At 63.7% G+C, this 18,614-nt stretch carries 15 protein-coding genes and 1 pseudogene; 14 read left to right on the top strand and 2 right to left on the bottom strand.

Features of this window, described 5'->3' with window-relative positions; translation table 11 throughout:
• Positions 1 to 5: 5 nt before the first annotated feature.
• Both queF and ilvA read right to left on the bottom strand, forming a co-directional pair.
• Positions 6 to 830: an NADPH-dependent 7-cyano-7-deazaguanine reductase QueF gene (queF, locus tag GWC77_RS01675; protein WP_173255113.1), complete on the bottom strand. Its 825-nt coding sequence runs from the start codon at positions 828 to 830 to the stop codon at positions 6 to 8.
• Positions 831 to 871: 41 nt separating this feature from the next.
• Positions 872 to 2,401, bottom strand: coding sequence for a threonine ammonia-lyase, biosynthetic (gene ilvA, locus GWC77_RS01680; protein WP_173255114.1), 1,530 nt, complete (start codon positions 2,399 to 2,401; stop codon positions 872 to 874).
• 460 nt (positions 2,402 to 2,861) lie between these two features.
• Here ilvA and GWC77_RS01685 point away from each other — a divergent pair, with 460 nt between their 5' ends.
• The 14 genes and pseudogenes from GWC77_RS01685 to GWC77_RS01750 all read left to right on the top strand — a co-directional run.
• Entirely contained in the window at positions 2,862 to 6,878 is a 4,017-nt protein-coding gene (locus tag GWC77_RS01685; RefSeq protein ID WP_173255115.1) for an FAD/FMN-binding oxidoreductase, read from the top strand.
• A 66-nt stretch (positions 6,879 to 6,944) separates the two neighbouring features.
• Positions 6,945 to 7,373, top strand: a complete 429-nt coding sequence (locus GWC77_RS01690; protein ID WP_173255116.1) for an HIT family protein — start codon at positions 6,945 to 6,947, stop codon at positions 7,371 to 7,373.
• 63 nt (positions 7,374 to 7,436) lie between these two features.
• Entirely contained in the window at positions 7,437 to 7,859 is a 423-nt protein-coding gene (locus tag GWC77_RS01695; protein ID WP_173255117.1) for a gamma-butyrobetaine hydroxylase-like domain-containing protein, read from the top strand.
• A gap of 31 nt (positions 7,860 to 7,890) precedes the next feature.
• Entirely contained in the window at positions 7,891 to 8,622 is a 732-nt protein-coding gene (ubiE, locus tag GWC77_RS01700; RefSeq protein WP_173255118.1) for a bifunctional demethylmenaquinone methyltransferase/2-methoxy-6-polyprenyl-1,4-benzoquinol methylase UbiE, read from the top strand.
• A 37-nt stretch (positions 8,623 to 8,659) separates the two neighbouring features.
• The gene (locus GWC77_RS01705; protein ID WP_173255119.1) at positions 8,660 to 9,658 is read left to right on the top strand and encodes a Tim44 domain-containing protein; all 999 of its coding nucleotides are present in this window, start codon (positions 8,660 to 8,662) and stop codon (positions 9,656 to 9,658) included.
• Between the two features lie 180 nt (positions 9,659 to 9,838).
• Positions 9,839 to 10,465, top strand: coding sequence for an SCP2 domain-containing protein (locus GWC77_RS01710; protein ID WP_173255158.1), 627 nt, complete (start codon positions 9,839 to 9,841; stop codon positions 10,463 to 10,465).
• A gap of 19 nt (positions 10,466 to 10,484) precedes the next feature.
• Positions 10,485 to 12,062: a ubiquinone biosynthesis regulatory protein kinase UbiB gene (ubiB, locus tag GWC77_RS01715; RefSeq protein ID WP_173255120.1), complete on the top strand. Its 1,578-nt coding sequence runs from the start codon at positions 10,485 to 10,487 to the stop codon at positions 12,060 to 12,062.
• A gap of 16 nt (positions 12,063 to 12,078) precedes the next feature.
• Positions 12,079 to 12,699 (top strand): methyltransferase domain-containing protein, encoded by a 621-nt coding sequence (locus GWC77_RS01720; RefSeq protein ID WP_173255121.1) that lies wholly within the window; start codon positions 12,079 to 12,081, stop codon positions 12,697 to 12,699.
• A 155-nt stretch (positions 12,700 to 12,854) separates the two neighbouring features.
• A complete protein-coding gene (locus tag GWC77_RS01725; RefSeq protein ID WP_173255122.1) occupies positions 12,855 to 13,220 on the top strand; it encodes an FmdB family zinc ribbon protein in 366 nt (121 codons plus the stop codon).
• A gap of 130 nt (positions 13,221 to 13,350) precedes the next feature.
• Positions 13,351 to 14,001 (top strand): DUF502 domain-containing protein, encoded by a 651-nt coding sequence (locus GWC77_RS01730; protein ID WP_173255123.1) that lies wholly within the window; start codon positions 13,351 to 13,353, stop codon positions 13,999 to 14,001.
• A gap of 58 nt (positions 14,002 to 14,059) precedes the next feature.
• Positions 14,060 to 15,862 carry an aspartate--tRNA ligase gene (gene aspS / locus GWC77_RS01735; protein WP_173255124.1) on the top strand — a complete coding sequence of 601 codons (1,803 nt, stop codon included), beginning with the start codon at positions 14,060 to 14,062 and terminating at the stop codon, positions 15,860 to 15,862.
• Between the two features lie 69 nt (positions 15,863 to 15,931).
• Complete coding sequence (nudB, locus tag GWC77_RS01740; protein ID WP_173255125.1) at positions 15,932 to 16,408, top strand: dihydroneopterin triphosphate diphosphatase; 477 nt, start codon at positions 15,932 to 15,934, stop codon at positions 16,406 to 16,408.
• On the top strand, positions 16,405 to 17,652 hold the full coding sequence (locus tag GWC77_RS01745; protein WP_173255126.1) for a phosphatidylserine/phosphatidylglycerophosphate/cardiolipin synthase family protein: 1,248 nt from the start codon (positions 16,405 to 16,407) through the stop codon (positions 17,650 to 17,652). The genes nudB and GWC77_RS01745 overlap by 4 nt, the downstream gene beginning before the upstream one ends.
• Positions 17,653 to 17,830: 178 nt before the next feature.
• Positions 17,831 to 18,415: pseudogene (locus tag GWC77_RS01750) on the top strand (TetR/AcrR family transcriptional regulator); the annotation flags it as partial.
• Positions 18,416 to 18,614 lie beyond the last annotated feature (199 nt).

The raw sequence follows: 18,614 nt of genomic DNA on the forward strand, positions 1-18,614 counted from the left end.
CGGCGTCACTGCCGCGCGGTGCGCGCATTGTCCGGCATCGGCTGGTTGTAGTTGGTACGAAACGGATTGATGTCGAGCCCGCCGCGGCGCGTATAGCGCGCATAGACGGCGAGCTTGACGGGCCGGCATTCGCGCAGGATGTCGACGAAGATGCGCTCGACGCACTGCTCGTGAAACCCCGTGTGATTGCGATACGAGATGATGTAGCGCAAGAGCCCGGCGTGATCGATCTGTGGTCCGACGTAATGAATCTGGAGGCTGCCCCAGTCCGGCTGGCCCGTGACCGGGCAATTCGATTTCAGCAGATTCGAGACGAGCGTTTCTTCGACCGGCGCTTCACCATGCGCTGCGCTCAGCAGCGCGGGCTCGGGATGATAGACGTCGGCTTCGAGATCGAGCCTGTCGAGCGAGAGCCCGTCGAGTTCGTCGAGCGCGAGCTTGTGGAACTCCGCCGGTGTGGCGAGACGCACCGACACGCTCGCGCCGCAGGCCGCCGATACGTCGCGCTTGAGCATGTCGCGCAAGGCATCGGCGGATTCGATGCGGGTTTGCGCGAACGATCCCAGATAGAGCTTGAACGACTTCGATTCGACGATGTTCGGCGATTCGGCCGGCACGAGAAACGTCGCGATGGCGATTTGCGGCTTGCCGCGCGCGTTGAGCCACGAAAGCTCGTAGGCGTTCCAGATGTCCGTGCCGAAAAACGGCAACTGCGCGCCGATGCCGATCGCCTCGCGCGCGAGCGCGCGAGCGATCGGAAACAACAGCGACGAATCGTACTGTTCGGTATACGCGGCCGGTTTGCCCAGCGGCGATTGTTCGGGAGTCATGGCGATGCTCGATACACGGTGCCCGGCACGCGAAAGCGCGCTCAGGCCAGAAACAGGCGATAAACGGGGTTGCTGCTCTCGTCCCAATACGGATACCCGAGCGTCGACAAAAAGCGCACGAACGCCTCGTTGTCCGCAACGGGTACCTGGATACCGACCAGGATCGAGCTGTAGTCCGCGCCCTGGTTCCGGTAGTGGAAAAGGCTGATGTTCCAGTCCGGCGCCATCGACGAGAGGAAGCGCATCAATGCGCCCGGGCGCTCCGGAAACTCGAAGCGAAAGAGGCGCTCGTCGTGCGCGAGCGGCGAGCGCCCGCCCACCATATAGCGGATGTGCTGCTTCGAGAGCTCGTCGTTGGTCAGGTCGACGGTGGCGAAGCCGTGCGCCTCGAACGCGCGCGCAATGGCGGCCGATTCGTCGCGGCTTTTGATCTGCACGCCGACGAAGATATGAGCGGCGCTCGCGTCGGCGATGCGGTAGTTGAATTCGGTGACGCTGCGCTCGCCGACGAGTTCGCAAAAGCGCTTGAAGCTGCCGCGTTCCTCGGGAATCGTGACGGCGAAGACGGCTTCGCGCGCCTCGCCGACTTCGGCACGCTCGGCGACGAAACGCATGCGGTCGAAATTCATGTTCGCGCCCGACGTGACGGCGACGAGCGTTTCGTTTTCGATGCCGGTGCGCTCGGCGTATTGCTTGGCGCCCGCAACGGCGAGGGCGCCAGCCGGCTCGAGCAGGCTGCGCGTATCCTGGAAGACGTCTTTGATGGCGGCGCAAAGCGCATCGGTATTCACGATGAGAACGTCGTCGAGATACTCGCGGCACAGCCGGAACGTCTCGGTTCCGACGAGCTTGACGGCGGTGCCGTCCGAAAAGAGCCCGACTTCGGCGAGCGTGACGCGCTCGGACGCCTTGATCGACTGCGCCATGGCGCACGAATCCTCGGTCTGCACGCCGATCACCTTGATTTCGGGACGTACCGCTTTGACATAGGCCGCTACGCCCGCCGCGAGACCGCCGCCGCCGATCGGCACGAAGATCGCGTAAATGGGCGCCTGGTGCTGGCTCAGGATTTCCATGGCGATCGTGCCCTGGCCCGCGATCACATACGGGTCGTCGAACGGATGGACGAACGTCAATCCGCGCGCTTCCTGCATTTCGAGCGCATGCGCGTAGGCATCGCTATACGATTCGCCGACTTGCACCACCTCGACGGTCGGGCCCCCGTGGGCGCGCACCGCGTCGACCTTCACCTGCGGCGTCGTGACGGGCACGACGATGACGGCCTTCACGCCGAGGCGCGCGGCCGAGTAGGCCACGCCTTGCGCATGGTTGCCGGCCGAGGCCGTAATGACGCCGCGTGCGCTCGCGTCGGTCGGAATATGGACCATCTTGTTGTAAGCGCCGCGCAGCTTGAACGAAAAGACCGGCTGGTTGTCCTCTCGCTTCAGATAGACGCGGTTCGCCAAGCGTGCCGAAAGGTTACGCGCGGGTTCGAGTTCCGTTTCGCGCGCCACGTCGTAGACGCGGGCCGTGAGGATTTTTTTGAGGTAATCGTGGGACGAGGAGGTCATGGGACGGTGCGCGCAAAGCGCTTGCAGTGCCGGCAGAGGCGGAAATAGTCAATGATAGCGCCAACGGCGGTGGTTTCGGCTCTCCGCACCTCGTCATCTGCCGGCCGTCCGGTCGGTCGAGCAATGCGTGGCGCGACGCCCGGCGGCGCTGGCCGATGCAAGCAGCGGCCCGTTCGATGCGGTAGAATTCCAGTTTGAGACCAGGACCGGAAAATGCGCTGGCAGCCTCGGACCGCCCACTTGATCCCCGCTCCGCGAGAAGCGCGTCCCGCGGCGGAAAAGTATGTCCGTCACGCGCGATCGCGTCACGCATGAGCCTTTAGCCCATGAAGGCTTGCCGGCGCCGCATCGAGCGGCAGCCAAACGCTTTCAAGCCCAGTTTCCAAACATTGCGCGTGACGCGCGCCGCCGTTTGCGTGATCGACCCGATTCGCAAGCCGGCCCATCGACCCGTCCGACCATGAACGCACCACAAGTATTCGACCCGCACGGCGCCGCCGCCGCATTGGCCGCCGATCCCGAACCGCGGCTGCGCGAGATTCCCTACAACTACACGTCGTTTTCCGATCGCGAGATCGTCATCCGGCTCCTCGGCACCGAAGCCTGGAGCATCCTCGACGAACTGCGCAACGAGCGCCGCACCGGCCGCTCGGCCCGCATGCTCTACGAGGTGCTCGGCGACATCTGGGTCGTGCGCCGCAACCCGTATCTGCAAGACGATCTGCTCGACAATCCCAAGCGGCGCACGCTGCTCATCGAGGCGCTCGAGCATCGGCTCAATGAAATCGAGAAGCGGCGGCACGCCGATCTCGCCGAGCATCGCGACGACGCGGGGCGCGAGCGGGCCGCGCGCGTGGAAACATTGGTCGCCGCCGCGCGCCGCGCGGTGGACGCGTTTGCCGGCGAATTCGCGGCGCTGGCGGACTTGCGCCGCCGTGCGCTGAAGGTGCTCGGACGCTGCACGCAGAAAGACAACATCCGCTTCGACGGCTTGTCGCGTGTCTCGCACGTGACCGACGCGACCGACTGGCGCGTCGAATATCCGTTCGTCGTGCTCACGCCGGACACCGAGCAGGAAATCGCGCGTCTCGTGAAGGCGTGCTTCGAACTGGGCCTGACGGTGATCCCGCGCGGCGGCGGCACCGGCTATACGGGTGGGGCTGTGCCACTCACGCCGTTTTCGGCCGTCATCAATACGGAAAAGCTCGAGCAACTGGGCGCAATCGAGCTCATGGAACTCCCCGGGCTCGCACTCAAAGTGCCGACGATCTTCTCGGGCGCGGGCGTCGTCACGCGTCGCGTCACGGAAGCGGCCGAGGCTGCCGGCTATGTGTTCGCGGTCGATCCGACTTCGCTCGACGCCTCTTGCATCGGCGGCAACATCGCGATGAATGCGGGCGGCAAGAAGGCCGTGCTCTGGGGCACGGCGCTCGACAATCTCGCCTGGTGGCGCATGGTCGATCCGGAGGGCAACTGGCTCGAAGTGACGCGGCTCGGCCACAACCTCGGCAAGATCCACGATGTCGACATGGCGCGCTTCGAGCTGAAGTGGTTCGACGGCGAACACGCGCCGGGCGAGCGCCTTTTGCGTACGGAAACATTGGCGATCGAGGGTCGGCGCTTTCGCAAGGAAGGTCTCGGCAAGGACGTCACCGACAAGTTCCTGTCCGGGTTGCCCGGCGTGCAAAAGGAGGGCTGCGACGGCCTCATCACGTCGGCGCGCTGGGTGCTGCACAAGATGCCCGCGCATACGCGCACGGTCTGCCTGGAATTTTTCGGCCAGGCGCGCGAGGCGATACCGAGCATCGTCGAGATCAAGAACTACCTGTTCGAGACGTCGAAGCGCGGCGGCGCCATCCTTGCGGGCCTCGAGCATCTGGACGAACGCTATTTGCGCGCGGTCGGTTATGCAACCAAATCGAAGCGCAATGCGTTCCCGAAGATGGTATTGATCGGCGACATCGTCGGTGACGATGCCGATGCCGTGGCCTCGGCCACCTCGGAAGTGGTGCGCATGGCCAACGGCAAGAGCGGCGAGGGGTTCGTCGCCGTCAGCGCCGAGGCACGCAAGCGTTTTTGGCTCGACCGCAGCCGCACGGCGGCGATCGCCAAGCATACGAACGCGTTCAAGATCAATGAAGACGTGGTGATTCCGCTCGATCGCATGGGCGAATACACGGACGGCATCGAGCGGATCAACATCGAGCTGTCGATCAAGAACAAGCTGCAGCTCGTCGATGCGCTCGAAGCATTTTTCAAGGCCGGCAAGCTGCCGCTCGGCAAGACCGACGATGCCAACGAGATTCCGAGCGCGGAGTTGCTCGAAGACCGTGTCCAGCAGGCGCTGGCATTGCTGGCGCATGTGCGTGCGCGCTGGGTCTTCCTGCGCGAGAGCCTCGATATGCCGCTTCGCGAGGCGCAGCATACGCTCGTGCAGCTAGGCTACGAGGCGCTTGCCGAGAAGTTCGCCGACCGCGTCGACAGCCAGCCCGATGCAACGGTCTTTCACGTGACGCAGGATCGCACGGTGCGCGTGTCGTGGAAGCAGGAAATCCGCGCCGAGCTGAGGCAGATCTTCAACGGCGGCGAGTTCAAGCCGATCCTCGAAGAGGCGCAGGCCATCCATAAGCAGGTGCTGCGCGGGCGTGTCTTCGTCGCGCTGCATATGCACGCGGGCGATGGCAACGTGCATACGAATATTCCGGTGAACTCGGACAACTACGCGATGCTGCAGGATGCGCACGCGGCGGTCGAGCGCATCATGAAACTCGCGCGCTCGCTCGACGGCGTGATTTCGGGCGAACACGGCATCGGCATCACCAAGCTCGAGTTCCTGACCGATGACGAGATTGCCGAATTCCGCGCCTACAAGGAGCGGATCGACCCGCAAGGCCGGTTCAACAAGGGCAAGCTGCTGCCTGGGGCGGACTTGCGCAACGCCTATACGCCGAGCTTCGGCCTGATGGGTTACGAGTCGCTCATCATGCAGCAGTCCGACATCGGCGCGATCGCCGATTCGGTGAAGGACTGCTTGCGCTGCGGCAAGTGCAAGCCGGTGTGCGCGACGCACGTGCCGCGGGCGAACCTGCTCTACAGCCCGCGCAACAAGATTCTGGCGACGTCGCTGCTGATCGAGGCGTTCCTCTACGAAGAGCAGACGCGCCGCGGCGTGTCGATCAAGCATTGGGACGAGTTCAACGATGTCGCGGACCATTGCACGGTCTGCCACAAGTGCGTGACGCCGTGTCCGGTGAAGATCGACTTCGGCGACGTGTCGATGAACATGCGCAACCTCCTGCGCAAGATGGGCAAGAAGAAGTTCAACCCGGGCACGACCGCCGGCATGTTCTTCCTGAACGCGACGAATCCGCGCACGATCAACCTGGCGCGCACGGCGATGATGGGCGTCGGCTACAAGGCGCAGCGACTCGGCAACGATCTGCTCAAGCAGTTCGCGAAAAAGCAGACCGCGCATCCGCCGGCGACGACGGGCAAGCCGCCTGTCGTCGAGCAGGTGATCCACTTCATCAACAAGAAGATGCCGGGCGATCTGCCGAAGAAGACGGCGCGCGCGCTGCTAGACATCGAAGACAACAAGATCGTGCCGATCATTCGCAATCCGAAGACGACGACGGTCGATTCGGAGGCGGTGTTCTACTTCCCGGGCTGCGGCTCCGAGCGCCTGTTCTCGCAAGTAGGCCTCGCGACGCAGGCGATGCTGTGGGAGGCGGGCGTGCAGACGGTGCTGCCGCCGGGCTATCTATGCTGCGGTTATCCGCAGCGCGGTGCGGGCCAGTACGACAAGGCCGAGAAGATCGTGACCGACAACCGCGTGCTGTTTCACCGGGTGGCGAACACATTGAACTATCTCGACATCAAGACCGTGGTCGTCTCGTGCGGCACCTGCTACGACCAACTGGCCGGCTATGAATTCGAGAAGATCTTCCCGGGCTGCCGGATCATCGACATCCACGAATTCCTGCTCGAAAAGGGGATGAAGCTCGACGGCGTGAAGGGCACGCGGTACATGTACCACGATCCTTGCCATACGCCGATCAAGACGATGGATCCGGTCAAGCTCGTCAACGAGCTGATGGGCGCCGAGAAGGACGGCTACAAAATCGAGAAGAACGACCGCTGCTGCGGCGAATCGGGCACGTTCGCCGTGAGCCGCCCCGACATCTCCACGCAAGTGCGCTTTCGCAAGGAAGAGGAGATCAGAAAGGGGGCGGCCAAATTGCGCGCGCTGCCGATCGTCGATGCGAACGCCGGGGCCGCTGCGAACGGCGAAGCCAACGTCAAGATTCTCACGAGCTGTCCTTCATGCCTGCAAGGGCTGAAGCGCTACAACGAGGATGCGGACATCGAGGCTGACTACATCGTCGTCGAAATCGCGCGGCGCACGCTCGGCGAGGACTGGATGGTGAACTACGTGCGCCAGGCCAACGATGGCGGGATCGAGCGCGTGCTGGTGTAATAGCGATAGCGGCCATCGGCGGCTCGATCGGTGACGATCGGGCCGCAACGACGCGAAAGGACGACCATGGACTGCGTGTTTTGCCGTGAGGAAGGGGGAACGGTGCTTTGGCAGGATGACGCCATGCGCGTCGTGCTGACCGACGAGATCGATTATCCGGGCTTTTGCCGGGTGATCTGGAATGCACATGTCGCCGAATTCTCCGATCTTTCCGCCGCTCACCGCGAGCGGTTGATGCGCGTGGTCTATGCTGTCGAACGAGCATTGCGCACAGTCATGCAGCCGGCCAAGGTCAATCTCGCAAGCCTTGGCAATCAGGTGCCGCACCTGCATTGGCACGCGATCCCGCGTTTCACGAACGACGCGCATTTCCCCTTGCCGATCTGGGCGCCGCGGCAGCGCGCGGTGTCCGAAGCGCTGCTCGCATCGCGCCGCGCACAAGCGACGCTGCTTGGCGATGCGGTGCGCCGCGAGATCGTGCAGGCGTTTGCCTGATCTGCGATCCGGGGCGCGCTGCGGGTGCCGGCGGCACTGAACACAACGAATATCGAGGCGGTCATGAGCGGACTCAATCCCGATACCCCGGTTCCAACCGGCGTCGTCGTCCATGCGAAATCGCGTGTACTGGAATTGCAATATGCGGACGGGCAGAGCTACCGGGTGCCGTTCGAGCTGCTACGCGTCTATTCGCCGTCAGCCGAGGTGCGCGGGCACGGACCGGGCCAGGAAACGCTCCAGACCGGCAAGCGCGACGTGACGATCGTCTCCATTGCGCCGGTCGGCAACTACGCACTGCAGCCGACATTCTCGGATGGGCACTCCACGGGTCTTTACTCATGGGACTTGCTCTACGATCTGGCCACTCGCCAGGATGCACACTGGAGCGAATACCTGGGCAAGCTCGCGGCGGCAGGAGTGGACCGCGATGCGCCGATGAGCGAGCCCGGCACGTCCGCTGCGCCGCATGGGCATTGCCACTGAACCATTGAATAAAAAGCGGAGGATATTCGCGATGAGCAAGACCCACTTCGGCTTCGAAACGGTCGACGAGCGGGACAAGGCCAGGAAGGTCGCGGGCGTGTTCCACTCCGTCGCGTCGAATTACGACTTGATGAACGACCTGATGTCGGGGGGGCTGCACCGGGTCTGGAAGCAGTTCACCATCGCGCAGGCGAACGTGCGTCCGGGCGCGAAGGTGCTCGATATCGCGGGCGGCACGGGCGATCTGTCCAAGGCGTTCGCGAAGCGGGCCGGTCCGACGGGCGAAGTGTGGCATACCGACATCAACGAATCGATGTTGCGGGTGGGGCGGGACCGGCTCCTCGATGAAGGTGTCATCACGCCGGCCCTGCTGTGCGATGCGGAGAAGCTTCCGTTTCCCGATAATTACTTCGACGTGGTCACGGTCGCTTTCGGGCTGCGCAACATGACGCGCAAGGAAGTCGCGCTTGCCGAGATGCGGCGCGTGCTGAAACCGGGCGGTCGGCTGCTGGTCCTCGAGTTTTCGAAAGTTTGGGAGCCGCTGAAAAAAGCGTACGACCTCTATTCGTTCAAGGTCTTGCCTTGGCTCGGCAACAAATTCGCCCGCGACGCCGACAGCTACCGCTACCTGGCCGAATCGATCCGCATGCACCCGGACCAGGAAACACTGAAAACAATGATGGAACAAGCAGGCCTCGACGCCGTCAAACATTACAATTTGTCAGCTGGCGTGGTAGCCTTGCACGTGGCGACTAAATATTAGCGCCGCTAACCGCTTGTTTTTCGTGAGGAATTTAGAGATGGTCGATCCCCTTCCTGTTGCTTCCAAAAACCTTTCTAAGTCGCTCGCGAGGCGGATCGGGTCCGTTGCGCTGGTTGCGGTGCTTGCCGTGACCACCGTTGTTTCGCTCGATGCGCAAGCGAAGCGATTGGGGGGCGGACGCACGGTCGGGCGCCAGGCCCAGACCACGCAAATGGCGCCGTCCACGGCAACGCAGTCGCAGTCGTCGACGCAGCAGAACTCGATGCAGTCGGCGCAACCGGCGGCCGCCGCGCGCACGCCGTCGAGCCCGGCGCAGCCGGCGCCGGCGCGTTCGCGCTGGCTCGGCCCCATCGCCGGGTTGGCGGCCGGCCTCGGCATCGCAGCATTGCTTTCGCACTTCGGGCTCGGCGGCGCGTTTGCCAGCATGATGGCAAACGTCATCGTGATCGCGTTGTTGGCGATGGCGGGTATCTGGCTCGTGCGTAAATTCATGTCGCGCCGTCGGGAGCCGGTGCCGGCTTATGGCGCCGCGGCGGCGGGCGCCGGTGGCGCGCCGACGCGGGACTTCGGGGTATCGCGTATGCAGACGGCCGAGCCGGTCGCTTCGAGCGGAGCGATGCCGGGCGTCGCGATGGGTGCTGCATCAAGCGCCGCGTTGCCAGCCGGGTTCGACACCGAAACCTTCCTGCGCCACGCGAAGGTCAACTTCGTTCGATTGCAGGCGGCGTGGGACGAGGGCAATCTCGCCGACATCCGCGAATTCACGACCCCCGAAATGTTCGCTGAACTGAAGGTCGATATCGATGCGCGAGGCCGCGAGCGCGATCAGACCGACGTCGTGCAGCTCAACGCCGAGCTCATCGGCGTCGAAGATCGCGGCAGCGAATATCTGGCGAGCGTGAGGTTCAGCGGCTTGATTCGCGAGTCGGCCGGTGAGTCGGCCGGGCCGTTCAACGAGGTCTGGAATCTCTCCAAGGCGGCCCGCACGGGCGAGGGCTGGCTGCTGGCCGGCATCCAGCAAATCGCGCATCACTGAGCGCGGCACGTCGTTCGGGTGCGGCGTTGCCGCCGCACCATCGCGCGCGATGCGGCGGCGGCCGTGCGCGAACCGACGTTACAATAGTGGCCCGCGCAGGTAGCCGCCTCGCGCGGGCTTTTTTGTCGACCGCAGTTGCTGCTTTAGCTGTTACTGCGGTCACGAGCCATGTCGATCCCGATGATCCTTGCCGCCAAGCCCTTTGCCGCAGCCGTCAATCACCTGCTCGCCCGCGAAGCCTGGGCGCGAGAGCGGCTCGTGCCATATTCCGGGAAAACGGCACGTCTCGTCTTCTCTTCGCTTTCCGTGACCTTGGCGGTGCAGCCCGAGGGCTATCTCAACGCGGTCGACGAGCACGAGGGCGCGCTTCCCGATGTCTCCATCGCGGTGCCGGCCGAAGCGGTATCGGCATTCGTGCAGGGTGGGCAGGCTGCGGTCATGAAACATGTCAGGATCGAAGGCGACGCCGAATTCGCGACGCAACTCGGCAAACTGGCCGAGCATTTGCGCTGGGAGCCGGAAGAGGATCTCGCGCGGCTGATCGGAGACGCCAGTGCTTACCGGGTGGCGGCGCTCGTGCGCACGGCCGGCGAGCGGGCACTGCGTGCGGGACGCAATTTGCGCGACGCGGCGGCCGAGTATTGGCTCGACGAGAACCCACAGCTCGTGCGGCGCACGTTGCTCGAAAGCTTCAACAGCGAGCTCGCGCGGGCGCGCGATGCCCTTGCGCGCCTGGAAAAGCGCATCGAGCGCATCGAGACCCGAGCCGGCGTCGGCCGCGCTTCGATTTCGCGCGGCACCCGCTAGCGAGGCCACGGACTTTTCCATGCGTTTTCTGCGCTTTATCAAGATCGTCTATACGGTCATCCGGTTCGGCCTCGACGAAATGATGCTGGCCCGCATCAACGACCGCCGTGTGCGGTTCCTGCTGCGCATCAGCACGATCGGGCGTCGCTTCAAGTCGCCGCCGGCGGTGCGGCTGAGGCTCGCGCTCGAGAGCCTGGGCCCGATTTTCGTCAAGTTCGGTCAAGTGCTGTCGACACGGCGGGATCTGCTTTCGCTCGACGTGGCGATCGAGCTGGCGAAGCTGCAGGATCAGGTGCCGCCATTCGATTCGGATGTCGCCATCGAGATCATCGAAAAATCGCTGGGTGCCAAGGTCGACGCACTGTTCGACGAATTCGAGCGCGTGCCGGTGGCGAGCGCATCGATTGCGCAAGTGCACTTCGCGAAGGCCAAGGCGGGGCAGCATGCAGGCAAGCCCGTCGCCATCAAGGTGCTGCGGCCGAACATGCTGCCTGTCATCGATTCCGACCTGGCGCTTTTGCGCGACATCGCGGTCTGGGCGGAGCGGCTATGGGCGGACGGCAAACGTCTAAAACCACGCGAAGTCGTCGCCGAATTCGACAAGTACCTCCACGACGAACTCGACTTGATGCGCGAGGCCGCCAACGGCAGCCAGTTGCGCCGCAATTTCATCGGGCTCGATCTGTTGCTCGTCCCGGAGATGTACTGGGAGTTCTGTACGCAGAACGTACTCGTCATGGAGCGCATGGTCGGCGTTCCGATCAGCCAGGTCGAGACGCTGCGCGAGGCGGGCGTCGATATTCCAAAGCTCGCGCGCGAAGGTGTCGAGATTTTCTTCACACAAGTTTTCCGGGACGGCTTTTTTCATGCCGATATGCACCCGGGCAACATTCAGGTCAGCCTCGATCCAGCGCATTTCGGGCGCTATATCGCGCTCGATTTCGGCATCATCGGCGCGCTGTCGGACTTCGACAAAAATTATCTGGCGCAAAACTTCCTGGCGTTTTTCAAACGCGACTACCACCGCGTGGCGACGCTTCATTTGGAATCGGGATGGGTTCCGCCCACCACTCGCGTCGAAGAGCTCGAAAGTGCGATTCGCGCGGTGTGCGAGCCCTATTTCGACCGGGCCCTGAAAGACATCTCGCTCGGCCAAGTGCTGCTCAGGCTGTTCTCGACCTCGCGGCGCTTCAATGTCGAGATTCAGCCGCAGCTCGTGTTGTTGCAAAAGACGATGCTCAATGTCGAGGGGCTCGGGCGCTCGCTCGATCCGGAGCTCGATCTGTGGAAGACGGCGAAGCCCTACCTCGAACGCTGGATGAACGAACAGATCGGCATACGCGGCTGGCTGGATCGGCTGCGCGTCGAAGCGCCGCAGTGGAGCAAGACGCTGCCACAGTTGCCGCGCCTCATGCACAATGTGCTGGCCGCCCGCCACGATGGTGCGCGCGGGGCGCAGGACGCGGTGATTCAGATGCTGCTCGTCGAGCAGCGCCGTACGAATCGGCTGTTGCAGGCGCTGCTGCTGTTCGGCGTGGCAATGGGCGTCGGCGCCGTGGCCGCGCGGTTCTGGCTCGTGCTGGCATACGGCGGGTGAGACCGGAGCCTCCTCTATGAGCAATCCGACGCAGCGCGGCAGCGAGCCGCCCTTCGATTCCCGCGATCCCGGCTCGGCCCAGTTCTGGGACGAGCGTTTTCGCAAGGGGGTTACGCCCTGGGATCAGGCGGGGGTGCAGCATGCGTTTCTCGCTTTCATGGCGCGCATCGAACGGCGCCCCGTATTGATCCCGGGTTGCGGTAGCGCGTATGAGGCACTCGCGCTCGCTCGAGCCGGCTGGACCGTGCGCGCGATCGATTTTTCGGCCGATGCGGTGGCGGCCGCCCGCGCGCAGCTTGGAGAATTTGGCGCGCTGGTCGAGCAGGCCGATTTTTTCAGTTACATGCCGCCGTTCGAGCCGGGGTGGATCTACGAGCGGGCGTTTTTCTGCGCGCTGCCGCCGGCACGCCGCGCCGATTACGTCCAACGTATGGCGCAGCTCCTCGCGCCAGGCGGCTTGCTCGCCGGCTTCTTTTTCCACGGCTCGACGCCAAAGGGGCCGCCGTTCGGTATCGAGCGCGCCCAACTCGAGGCGCTCTTCGCGCCGTCGTTCGAGCTCGTCGAGGACGCGCCGGTCGACGACTCGCTACCCGTCTTCGCCGGGCGCGAACGCTGGCTCACGTGGCGCCGGCGCTAAGGCCCTTTCCGGGGCCTTGAATTTCGCGCCGACGCCCCCATCTCGGAACGGCCCGGCCCCCGGCTGCCTGAAATCAGACCGGGGGCCGGTTGCGGTTATAATTCAACGCTTTGTACGCACCGAACCGTTTTGTCGGAATTGCCGGGAAGAGAATCATGCCCATCTACGCTTATCGCTGCGAATCGTGCGGATTCGAAAAAGACGTGCTTCAGAAAATGAGCGACGCACCGCTCACGCAGTGTCCGGAGTGCAAGAGCGAGGCATTTCGGAAGCAAGTGACGGCCGCGGGCTTTCAATTGAAGGGCTCCGGCTGGTATGTCACCGATTTCCGTGGCGGCTCCAAAGGCGCGGGTGCCGCGGCGAATGGCCAAAAAGACAGCGGCGAATCGAAGACGGCGTCGGGTGATTCGGGTACCGGTACGGGTACCGCTTCGTCGGCTTCCGCGACGTCCGCGGCTTCGACGGGCGCGAGCGGCTCGACCGGCTCCGGTACGACGGCCCCCAGCACGGCGGACGCCTGATCCGCGGCATCGCGCCGATCGGTGACCGGGCAGGCAGCCGGGCGGCTTCCGGCGTGCTCGAGGCTGGCCGTCCTCGAATGCGCTTTCGGACGCCGCGCCGAACCTTTTCCGCGGTTTTCTGGCGGTATACATGAAAAAGACGACGCTCAAATCCGTATTCCTGACCGGTCTGTTGGTTCTCGTGCCCCTGGCGATCACGCTATGGGTGCTCGGGCTCATCATCGGTACGATGGACCAGACGCTGCTCTTGCTGCCGGCCTCGTGGCAGCCCGAGAAGCTCTTCGGCTTCCATCTGCCGGGCATCGGCGCGCTGCTGACGCTGGCGTTCATCTTCATCGTCGGTCTGTTTACCCAGAACTTCGTCGGTCAGAAGCTCGTGACTTGGTGGGACGCTATCGTGCGTCACATTCCAATCGTGGGTCCGCTCTATACGAGCGTGAAACAAGTCTCGGACACGCTGCTGTCGAGCAGCGGCAATGCGTTTCGAAAAGCGCTCCTGATCGAATACCCGCGGCGCGGCTCCTATACGATCGCTTTTTTGACGGGCGTGCCGGGCGGCGATGTCCTCAACCACCTGAATACCGAGCACGTGAGCGTCTACGTGCCGACAACGCCCAACCCCACCTCCGGTTTTTTCCTGATGGTGCCGAAAAGCGAGGTCATCGAGCTCGATATGAGCGTCGATGCGGCGCTCAAGTACATCGTCTCGATGGGTGTGGTCGCCCCCGCGGCGCCGTCCGCGGCCGCGCTGGCGCGCCGGCCCGTCGAACCGCCTCTTTAAATACCGGGCGAAACGCGTAGCGTTCATCGCTCAATCATGCAAACGATAGACGAACACCATGTCGATGAGATCTGAATACTGCGGTCTGGTGACCGAACACCTGCTGGGTCAAACCGTTGCGCTGTGCGGGTGGGTGCATCGCCGGCGCGACCACGGCGGCGTCATTTTCATCGACCTGCGCGACCGCGAGGGCCTGGTCCAGGTCGTTTGCGATCCCGATCGTGCCGACATGTTCAAAGCTGCCGAGGGTGTGCGCAACGAGTTTTGCGTGCGCGTTGTCGGCGTCGTGCGCAATCGCCCTGAGGGAACGATCAACGCGGGCCTGAAGAGCGGCAAGATCGAAGTGCTCTGCCACGAGCTGACCGTGCTCAACGCATCGGTCACGCCGCCGTTCCAGCTCGACGACGACAATCTCTCGGAAACCACGCGCCTGACGCACCGTGTGCTCGACCTGCGCCGTCCGCAGATGCAGCACAACCTGCGTTTGCGTTACCGCGTGGCGATCGAAGTGCGCAAGTACCTCGACGCGCAGGGCTTCATCGATATCGAAACGCCGATGCTCACGAAGAGCACGCCCGAAGGCGCGCGCGACTACCTCGTGCCGTCGCGTGTGAACGCCGGGCAGTTCTTCGCGCTGCCGCAGTCGCCCCAGCTTTTCAAGCAGCTTTTGATGGTGGCGAACTTCGATCGCTACTATCAGATCGTCAAATGCTTCCGCGACGAGGACCTGCGGGCCGACCGTCAGCCTGAATTCACGCAAATCGACTGCGAAACGTCGTTCCTTTCGGAACAGGAAATCCGCGATCTTTTCGAAAAAATGATCCGGCACGTGTTCAAGGAAACGATCGATGTCGCGCTCGACGATCCGTTCCCGGTCATGCAGTACGCCGAGGCGATGGCGCGTTTCGGTTCGGACAAGCCCGATCTGCGTGTGAAGCTCGAGTTCACCGAGCTGACCGATGCGATGAAGGACGTCGAGTTCAAGGTATTCAGCGCACCTGCCAATACGAAGGACGGCCGTGTCGCGGCGCTGCGCGTGCCCAAGGGCGGCGAGCTCTCGCGCGGCGACATCGACGGCTATACCGAGTTCGTGCGCATCTACGGCGCGAAGGGCCTTGCGTGGATCAAGGTCAACGATGCCGCGAAAGGGCGCGACGGTCTGCAAAGCCCGATCGTCAAGAACCTGCACGATGCGGCGATTGCGGCGATCCTCGAGCGCACCGGCGCACAAGACGGCGACATCATTTTCTTTGCCGCCGATCGCGCGAAGGTGGTCAACGACAGCCTCGGCGCATTACGTCTGAAGATCGGCCATTCGGAATTCGGCAAGGCGAACGGCCTCGTCGAGCAAGGCTGGAAGCCGCTGTGGGTCGTCGATTTCCCGATGTTCGAATACGACGAGGAAGAGGCGCGTCACGTCGCCGCGCACCATCCGTTCACGAGCCCGAAGGACGAGCATCTCGAGTATCTCGAGACGGACCCGGGCCGTTGCCTCGCCAAAGCGTACGATATGGTGCTCAACGGCTGGGAGATCGGCGGCGGGTCCGTGCGGATCCATCGCGAAGAGGTGCAAAGCAAGGTCTTCCGCGCGCTGAAGATCGGTCCGGACGAGGCGCGGGCGAAATTCGGCTTCCTGCTCGACGCGCTGCAGTACGGCGCGCCGCCGCACGGCGGGATTGCGTTCGGCCTGGACCGCATCGTGACGATGATGGCGGGCGCCGATTCGATTCGCGATGTCATTGCGTTCCCGAAGACGCAGCGTGCGCAATGTCTGCTGACGCAAGCGCCGAGCCCCGTCGACGAGCGCCAACTGCGCGAGCTGCATATCCGGCTGCGCCAGCCCGAGCAGCCGAAGGCGTAAGCTGTTGCTCTCGCGCGGCGTGCCGCGCGGATCATCGGAAAAGGCGCTTCGGCGCCTTTTGTCAAAGCCATGCAAAAACCGCCGAAGATCCCGGAGTCCGTTCTCGTCGTCATTTACACGACCGAGCTCGACGTTCTCATCATCGAGCGCGCCGACCGCCCTGGGTTCTGGCAATCCGTGACCGGGTCGAAGGACAGCCTTAATGAACCGCTGGCGCAGACCGCGATGCGCGAGGTGGCGGAGGAAACGGGCATCGCGATCGGCAGTGCCGACGTGCCGGCGAGCGCGCTCGTCGATTGGGGCCACCACATCGAGTACGACATCTATCCGGTCTGGCGCCATCGCTATGCCGAAGGCGTCACTCGCAACCTGGAGCACTGGTTCGGGCTCGAAGTGCCGCGGCGGCTCGAGGTGAAGCTCGCACCGCGCGAGCACACCGCTTACGTCTGGCTGCCCTACGAGCAAGCGGCGGCCCGGTGCTTTTCGTCGTCCAACCGCGACGCGATCCTGCAGTTGCCGCGTCGCTTGCGAGTGCGCGGCGAATGAGCCGTCACGGCGCGCGCCGGTTCGCGCGCTTCGGCGCGGCGCTGGTATCGCGGCGTCGTTCGATTCGCCTTGCCTTCACCGCCGGCAATCGCGTGCGGCTTTTCACCACGGGCGATGCCTACTTCGCGGCGCTCATTGCCCGCATCGACGCCGCGCAGCACGATGTGGCGCTCGAAACGTATATCTATTGCGACGATGCGGCAGGCCGCCCGGTATCGGAGGCGCTGATGCGCGCGGCCGCGCGCGGCGTGCGCGTGCGTGTGATCACCGACGGCGTCGGCACGGGTTGGCTTCCGCTGTTCGACGCGTGGCGCGAAGCCGGCGTCGAACACCGTGTCTACAATCGGCACCTGTTCGGCCGGTTCGGCTTTTCGCGCACGCATCGGAAGATCGCTTTTGTCGACGGAATCGCCGCGTTTTGCGGCGGGATCAATATCGTCGACGATTACGATGCCGGTGCTTTGCGCCTGCCGTTCCCGCGTTGGGATTTTGCCGTGGAATTGAACGGGCCCGTCGTTGCGCAGGTACGAGCGGCGTTCGACATTCAATGGCGCCGTCTGGAGATCGGCCATCGGCCGAATCCGCTCGACACGCTACGCGCGGGCATGCGGGGTATTTCGTCAGCGCCTGGCGGGCGTGCTCGGCGCGCCGCGCCTTTGACGGCCGGCGAGCCAGCCGTCGCATTCGTCGCGCGCGATAACCTCGTGAACCGCCGCGCGATCGAAAAGGCCTACCTCGTGGCAATCGGCCGCGCGCGCCGCGAAATCCTCGTCGCCAACCCCTACTTCATGCCGGGGCGCAGAATGCGTCGCGCGCTCGTGCGCGCGGCAAGGCGCGGCGTGGTTGTGCGCGTGCTCGTCGGCAGAAAGGAATTCGTCATGCTCGATCACGCCGTGCGCTACCTCTATCGAACATTGTTGATGGCGGGCGTGCATATCGGCGAGTATGAAAAGACGATGCTGCATGCGAAGGTGGCGGTCATCGATTCGAGCTGGGCGACGATCGGTTCGTCCAATCTCGATGCGCTCAGCCTCGTGCTCAACAATGAAGCGAATGTCGTGCTCGTCGAGCACGAGGAAATCGGTCTTTTGCGCCGCGCGATTCTGGCGGCCTTCGACGATGCGAGACCGATCGACGCGGTCCGCTATGCGGCACGCCCCTGGCACGAGCGGGTCGTGAACCGGGTGGCCTATGTGGTCTACCGTCTGGCAATGAAACTGCTCACGATCGGCGGCTACGACTGAGGGCAATCCGCGAAAGCCCTCTATCCCGATACCGGCGAATGCGGCAATACTCGAGCATCGGAACTGTGCCCGGTTAGATCGGATTTTCTAATAAAGTCCTTGTTTCGACGGCGGCTGCGCTCAATAATAGTACGGCCGTTCGTTTTTGGATGGGATCCCATAAGAACGGTATTTGGCCATGCGAAAAGGTGAACAGACGCGCGCCGCGATTCTCGATGCTGCGCTTGACCTCGCGAGCCGGGATGGGCTCGAGGGTTTGACGATCGGGCTTTTAGCCGAGCGGATGCAGATGAGCAAGAGCGGCGTGTTCGCGCACTTTGGCTCGCGCGAGGATTTGCAGGTGGAGGTGGTGCGCGAGTACCACCGCCGCTTCGAGGAGGAAGTCTTCTTCCCGAGCCTGCGCGAGCCGCGCGGGTTGCCGCGTTTGCGTGCAATGCTGAGCCGCTGGATAGAGAAGCGCATCCAGGAAGTGACGACGGGATGCATCTATATCAGCGGCGCAGTCGAGTACGACGATCGCGGCGACAATCCGGTGCGCGAAGAGCTCGTCGCGAGTGTGTCGACCTGGCGTGCGGCATTGCTGCGCGCGATTTCGCAGGCATTGGCGGAGGGACATTTGCGTCCGGATACCGATCCGAATCTGATGCTCTTCGAACTGTATAGCTTCACGCTCGGCCTGCATCATGATGCACGCTTTCTGCACCTGCCTGATGCGGTGCGACTGACGTGGGCCGCGTTGGAAAAGACGATCGTTTTGTATCAGTGCGAGCCGGGCCGCCCCAAGCGCACTGATACCCCCTCGGGGGGAGCTTTGCATGGAGCCGGAGTAAGCGCCGAAGCGCCAACTCCAGCCGACAGTGAACGAAGTGAGCGTGGGGGCGGTTCATCGCAAAGTCAGAGCGAAAGCCGTTAGCGGGCGCGAGGGCCATCGATACCCGCCCGCGCGACGGCCGAGCTGGTCG

Source organism: Paraburkholderia sp. NMBU_R16 (genome assembly GCF_013282575.1).
Lineage (GTDB): Bacteria > Pseudomonadota > Gammaproteobacteria > Burkholderiales > Burkholderiaceae > Trinickia.